Annotated in this window: 6 protein-coding genes and 1 tRNA gene; 1 reads left to right on the top strand and 6 read right to left on the bottom strand. The window is 62.9% G+C overall.

The window, feature by feature from the left end:
• The 6 genes from pheS to ABEL04_RS11805 form a co-directional block, all read right to left on the bottom strand.
• A partial coding sequence (gene pheS / locus ABEL04_RS11830) for a phenylalanine--tRNA ligase subunit alpha (protein WP_375802599.1) occupies window positions 1–974 on the bottom strand: 974 nt, incomplete at its 3' end.
• 336 nt (window positions 975–1,310) lie between these two features.
• Window positions 1,311–1,658 carry a 50S ribosomal protein L20 gene (rplT, locus tag ABEL04_RS11825; RefSeq protein ID WP_375802598.1) on the bottom strand — a complete coding sequence of 116 codons (348 nt, stop codon included), beginning with the start codon at window positions 1,656–1,658 and terminating at the stop codon, window positions 1,311–1,313.
• A 159-nt stretch (window positions 1,659–1,817) separates the two neighbouring features.
• Entirely contained in the window at window positions 1,818–2,015 is a 198-nt protein-coding gene (gene rpmI / locus ABEL04_RS11820) for a 50S ribosomal protein L35 (RefSeq protein WP_375802597.1), read from the bottom strand.
• Window positions 2,016–2,203: 188 nt separating this feature from the next.
• Entirely contained in the window at window positions 2,204–2,815 is a 612-nt protein-coding gene (infC, locus tag ABEL04_RS11815; protein WP_375802596.1) for a translation initiation factor IF-3, read from the bottom strand.
• 73 nt (window positions 2,816–2,888) lie between these two features.
• The gene (gene thrS / locus ABEL04_RS11810) at window positions 2,889–4,862 is read right to left on the bottom strand and encodes a threonine--tRNA ligase (protein WP_375802595.1); all 1,974 of its coding nucleotides are present in this window, start codon (window positions 4,860–4,862) and stop codon (window positions 2,889–2,891) included.
• An 87-nt stretch (window positions 4,863–4,949) separates the two neighbouring features.
• Window positions 4,950–5,023: transfer RNA gene (locus tag ABEL04_RS11805), tRNA-Val, on the bottom strand.
• A 205-nt stretch (window positions 5,024–5,228) separates the two neighbouring features.
• Here ABEL04_RS11805 and nfi point away from each other — a divergent pair.
• Window positions 5,229–5,903: a deoxyribonuclease V gene (nfi, locus tag ABEL04_RS11800; RefSeq protein ID WP_375802594.1), complete on the top strand. Its 675-nt coding sequence runs from the start codon at window positions 5,229–5,231 to the stop codon at window positions 5,901–5,903.
• Window positions 5,904–6,004 lie beyond the last annotated feature (101 nt).

Here is a 6,004-nt window from a genome sequence, read left to right as displayed (position 1 = left end):
AAGATCCGGATGTCATCGATGCCGTGGCGGAGCATCGCCATCCGCTCCACGCCCATGCCCACCGCGTAGCCGGTGTACTGCTCCGGGTCCACGTCGACGGCCTCGAAGACGTTCGGGTGCACCATGCCGCAGCCCAGGATCTCCATCCACTGGCCGTCGTCCTCGTCGTCTTCGTCCGCCCACCACACGTCCACCTCGGCGCTCGGCTCCGTAAACGGGAAGTAGCTGGGACGGAAGCGGAGGGTGACGTCCTCGCCGAAGAGGGCGCGGGCGAGGCTGTAGAGCGCCTGCTTGAGCTGCGCCATCGTCACGCCCTCGTCCACGTACAGTAGCTCCACCTGGTGGAAGAGGCAGAACGACTTGTACGAGATCGCCTCGTTCCGGTACACGCGCCCCGGCACCGCCACCCGGATGGGCGGGGCGTGGTTCTCCATGATCCGGATCTGGCCGGGCGAGGTGTGAGTGCGGAGCACGCGCGGCTTCTCGCCCTCCGGCGCGTCCTTCAGAAAGAAGGTGTCCTGCATGTCCCGCGCTGGATGGTCCGGCGGAAAGTTGAGGGCCGAGAAGTTGTGCCAGTCCGTCTCGATCTCCGGACCCTCGTAGGTGGAGAAGCCGAGCCCGCGCAGAATGCGCAGGATCTCGTCAAGCGTCTGCGTGAGTGGGTGGGTCGAGCCGTGGAAGCCCCGTCGCCCCGGCAGCGTGAGGTCGATGTCCGGCCCGCCCGCCTGCTCCTCGCGCTTGAGGCGTGTCTTTGCCTCGTCGAGCCGCTCCTGCGCGCGGTCCTTCAGCGCGTTGAGCCGTTTCCCAAACTCGGGCCGCTCCTCGGGGGGCAGGTCGCCGATCTGGTCGAACAGATCCGGGATGGCCCCTTGGTTGCGGCCGAGGTACTTGATACGGAACGCCTCGGCCTCCTCTTCGCTCTCAATCGATTCGGCCTCGATCTGATCGCGGAGTTCGTCAATTTGGTCGGGCATGGGAAGAGCGGTTCGAGGTAAGCGTTGTGGATTGGGCGTGCGAGGGACCCAACTCCGAGCCATGCCGGGAGAGCGGCGGGCACCCGGTCCAGTAAAAAATCCCGCCGAGCCTGCAGGGCAGGGGCGGGACGAAATCACCGGCAATGTCGGCGGTCGACGTTCAACGCCCCTGCGGGATTCGTGCGGTCGAAAACGCAAAGGCAAATCGAAACGTCGTAGAGATCAACGACATCGGAGCAGGACAGCTGGTGGGGAGTGAAACGTGAGGAGTGATGCGTGATGTTTTCCTCTCACGTGCCACGTATTACTCTTCACGTGTCACGCGTCACGCATCACTTACTCCATCACGTGGTCCACGATCTGCTCGAAGGCGTCCGGGTCGTGAACGGCCAGGTCGGCAAGCACCTTCCGGTTCATGTCCAGGTCCGACTTGCGGTACTGACCCATGAACTGGGAATAGCTCACGTCGTGCTGACGGGTCGCGGCGTTGATGCGGGTGATCCACAGCCGCCGGAACCGTCGCTTCTTCTGGCGACGATCGCGGTACGCGTACTGCAGGCCCTTCTCAACCGCGTGCTTGGCAACCTTGTACGTATTGCTCCGTCGGCCCCAGTACCCCTTCGCCTTGTTCAAAATCTTCTTTCGCCGACGACGGGTCGCTGGCTTGTTGGTAGCACGTGGCATGAAAGCGAGGAACTGATTTCTGAGGAACGCGAAAGGAAGGCCCCAGGAGAAGGCCTGTCAGAGAGCAGGTCTCCGGACCCGTGAGGAACCAGAAGACAACAGATGGGAGGCCTCTGGCGAGATCCTCCACCGGAAGGCGGTTACCCGCCGAACGTCCGACTACGTTGAGAGCATTCGCTTAATTCGCTCCCGATTCGCCTTGTCCTCGACAACGACGCTCTTGCGCAGCTGGCGCTTGCGCTTCTGATTCTTCTTGGTGAGCAGATGCCCCTTGTTGGCCTTCTTGCGCTTCACCTTCCCGTTGCCGGTCTTCTTGAAGCGCTTCTTGGCGCCGCTGTGAGACTTCATCTTAGGCATAACAGAACACCCTAGGAAGCTTCGTTCATAGAGCACAAAAGGTCGGACGGTGCTGTATGGCACGTTTGTCGATGCGTTCCCGTCCGCACGGATTCCACAAAAAGTATAACAGGGGACCCCTAGAGACACACCGGGGGTACGAACGGGGGGCGTGCCGTTGATCCCAAACGTGAGCGAGAAAGGCGCCGTTACTTGTTCTTATGAGGGGCCAGGATGGTAACCATACGGCGCCCTTCCATCTCCGGCGACTGATCGATGCGGGCCACGTCCTGAAGCTCCTCGATCAGCCGACGCAGTAGGTCCATCCCCTGGTCCTTGTAGACGATGTCGCGCCCTCGAAACTGGACGTACGCCTTCACCTTGTTGCCGTCTTCCAAGAACTCACGGGCGTGGTCCGCCTTGAAGTTGAAGTCGTGCTCCTCGGTCTGGGGCCGGAAGCGAAGCTCCTTCATCTCCATGGACTTCGACTTCTTCCGGCGCCGCTGCTCTTCCTTCTGCTTTTCGTAGCGGTACTTGCCGTAGTCGAGCACCTTGCAAACGGGCGGATCGGCATCCGGGGCAACCTCGACGAGATCGAGGTCGTACTCGCGGGCTCGTTCTAGTGCCTCCTCGAACGGGAGAACCTCGTGGTCCCCGTCGGGCTCAACGACACGGACCTCATCGGCACTGATTTCCTTATTTGCACGAACCTTGTCGAGATCAGCGATAGCTAGTCTGTGGGTTTTTGGAGAAATACCAGTGAACAGAAGCGATGCTCCGGTAGGAGTCTGAGGACCCCACCTTCGCGGTGGGGTGTACACACGTGGAGACTCCTGTGAGGTTTCCGTGAAGGAAGAACGAACAGGAGACGGGCCGAGCGCAGCCCCCACGGGACTAGTCGAGAGTCGGATGGAGTTGGGGACGGAGATCTTCGACGAAGGCGTCGACCGGAACGGTGCCCTGCTGTCCCGCGTCGTGCGAGCGGACCGACACGGTGCCGTCTTCTTCCTCGTCCCCGCCCACGACAAGCATGTACGGAATCTTTTGCGTCTCGGCCTCGCGGATCTTGTAGCCCACTGTCTCGTCGGAGGTGTCGATCCGGGCGCGCACGTCCTCCTGTCGGAGCGTCGCCGCCACCTCCTCGGCGTACTCGACGAAGTCATCGCCGACGGGGATGATCTGCACCTGCACCGGCGCAAGCCACGTCGGGAAATTGCCCCCGCAGTGCTCGATGAGCACGCCGATAAAGCGCTCCAGCGAGCCGAACGGCGCGCGGTGAATCATGACCGGCCGCCTCCGCTCATCGTTCTCGTCGACGTAGGTCAGCTCGAAGCGCTCCGGCAGGTTGTAGTCGACCTGGATGGTACCGAGCTGCCAGGCGCGGCCCAGCGCGTCCTCGACCATGAAGTCGAGCTTTGGCCCGTAGAAGGCGGCCTCGCCCGGCTCCTCGTGGGCGTCGAGATCCGTCTCGGCCACCGCCTCGCGGATATCCTGCTCGGCCTGGTCCCAGAGCGCCTCGCGGCCTACGTACTTCTCGGTGTCCTCAGGGTCGCGAAGCGAGATCTGCGCCTCGAACTCCTCGAAATCGAGGGCGTCGAGCACCTTCAGGGTCAGGTCGATGACGTCGATGAACTCGCCCTTCACCTGCTCGGGCGTGCAGAAGATGTGAGCGTCGTCCTGCGTGAAGCCCCGCACCCGGGTGAGGCCGCCGAGCTCGCCGGTCTGCTCCTGACGATAAACGGTGCCGAACTCGGCCAGCCGCACCGGCAGGTCGCGATACGAATGGTGGTCGTTCTGGTAGATCTTGACGTGGTGCGGGCAGTTCATCGGCTTGAGGAGGTAGCCGTCCTCTTCGTCTCCGTCCTCCTTCTGGCCCGTTACCATCGGCGGAAACTGATCCTCCTCGTAGTGGGGGTAGTGCCCGCTGGTGCGGTAGAGGTCGAGCCGCCCGATGTGCGGGGTGCACACGGGCTCGTAGCCTTGCTTCACCTGCTCCTCGCGCAGGAAGTCGCGGAGCGTCTCGCGCAGGACGGTGCCCTTCGGCAGCCACATGGGCAGGCCCGGCCCTACCGTCTCGGTGTCGAACGTAAAGAGGTCCAGTTCCTTGCCCAGTTTGCGATGGTCTCGCTCCTTCGCCAGGCGGCGCCGCTCCAGGAAGTCCTCCAGGAGCTTCTGCTTCGGGAAGCTAATGCCGTAGATGCGGGTGAGCTGCGGATTGCTCTCGTCGCCGCGCCAGTACGCCCCGGCCACCGACAGGAGCTTCGGCGCCTTAATACGGCCGGTGGACGGGATGTGTGGGCCGCGGCAGAGGTCGGTAAACTCGCCCTGCTCGTAAAACGAGATTTCCCCCTCCTCCAGGTCTTCGATCAGCTCCAGCTTGTACTCGTTTCCTTCCTCTTCGTAGTACCGAATCGCGTCGTCCTTCGACACCTCGTACCGCTCGTATTCCGCGTCGCGCCGGGCAAGCTCGAGCATCTTCTCCTCAATCTCCTCCAGCTCGTCGGCGGACAACGACCGGTCGCCCAGATCCACGTCGTAATAGAACCCCTGGTCGATGGGCGGGCCGATCGTGAACTTGACCTCCGGGTAGAGCTCTTGCAGGGCCTCGGCCATGAGGTGGGCCGAGGAGTGCCAGAAGGTCTCCTTGCCCTCCTCGTCGTCCCACGTGAGGATTTCGACCTCGGCGTCCTCCGTGATGGGGCGGCCCAAATCGCGCACCTCCCCGTTCACCTTGATGGCCAGCGCGTCGCGGGCGAGGCCGGCGCCGATGCTCTCGGCGATCTCGCGGCCCGTGGTGCCCGCCGGATGGGTCTGCGTAGAGCCATCCGGAAGGGTGATCTCGATCGTCTTATCGGCAATTTCGGGCATGAGGCGGATAGGAAGTTAGCCAGGTGGCACACAAAGAACCCATCAACAAAAAAACCGCCCCAGGAGGCCTCCTGAGAGCGGCAGCAGTGGGTCCAAGTGGACTCGAACCACTGACCTCTACGATGTCAACGTAGCGCTCTAACCGGCTGAGCTATGGACCCAGAATCGGAGCCAACCCGCCCTGTTTGGGATCATCTACTAATGCTCGCAATGTAGTCAGGATTCCTTTTCGCCTCGATTCACCGAAACTTGACCGCGCCAGCTTCACGTGCGAGAGCACAGAGGAGCGTGGGGGTAGTTTCGTTCGGGGCTGGCAATACTTACATTATGGAATGCATTGCTCGCGCCGATGAAACGCCACGCACCATGGACCTCTCCCTCCAGTTTGAGCATCCCTGGGACGTGTCCCCCGACGAGGCCAAGCGCATCCAGCGACGGCTGGCGTCGGAGGTCACGGAGACGCCCCTCCCAGACACGGTCGAGACGATCGCTGGGGTGGATGTGAGCGTGCGCGACGATACCGCCCAGGCCGCCATCGCCGTTCTTCGGCGGTTCGGCCTTACGGTTATTGACCGGGCCGTGCATCGTTGCGAGGTCCCGTTCCCGTACGTGCCCGGGCTGCTCAGCTTCCGCGAGATGCCCGCTGTGCTTCCAGCGCTCGAACAGCTCGGCGCCACGCCAGACGTGTTCGTGAGCGACAGCCACGGATACGCCCATCCGCGTCGGTTCGGGCTGGCCTGTCATCTTGGCGTGCTTCTGGATGCGCCCACCATTGGCGTGGCGAAGTCCATTCTCGTGGGGGAGCCACAGGGAGAGCTCGGGACCGAGAAGAGCAGTCGCACACCTCTGGTCGACGACGGCGAGACCGTGGGCACGGTGCTCCGCACCCGGACGGACGTGAACCCGGTCTACGTGAGCGTGGGCCACCGCTGCACGCTCGACGATGCCGCGGCCTTGATGCTCGACTGCAGCCCGCGGTACAAAGTCCCTGAGCCGACCCGGCAGGCCCATCGGCTGAGCCGCGAGACAGACGACGAATAGAGGTTCTACCCCTGCCCCTAGAAAAGAGGTGAATGTCACGTTTCTCCGTCTCCGGCCGTCAGGAACGAACTCCATCGTCGCTCCAGACTCGGTCTGGAGCC

Origin of the sequence: Salinibacter sp. (assembly GCF_042218895.1) — a bacterium.
Lineage (GTDB): Bacteria > Bacteroidota > Rhodothermia > Rhodothermales > Salinibacteraceae > Salinibacter.
Note: the sequence above shows the minus strand (reverse complement) of the source record. Positions and strands in the feature narration are given on the sequence as shown.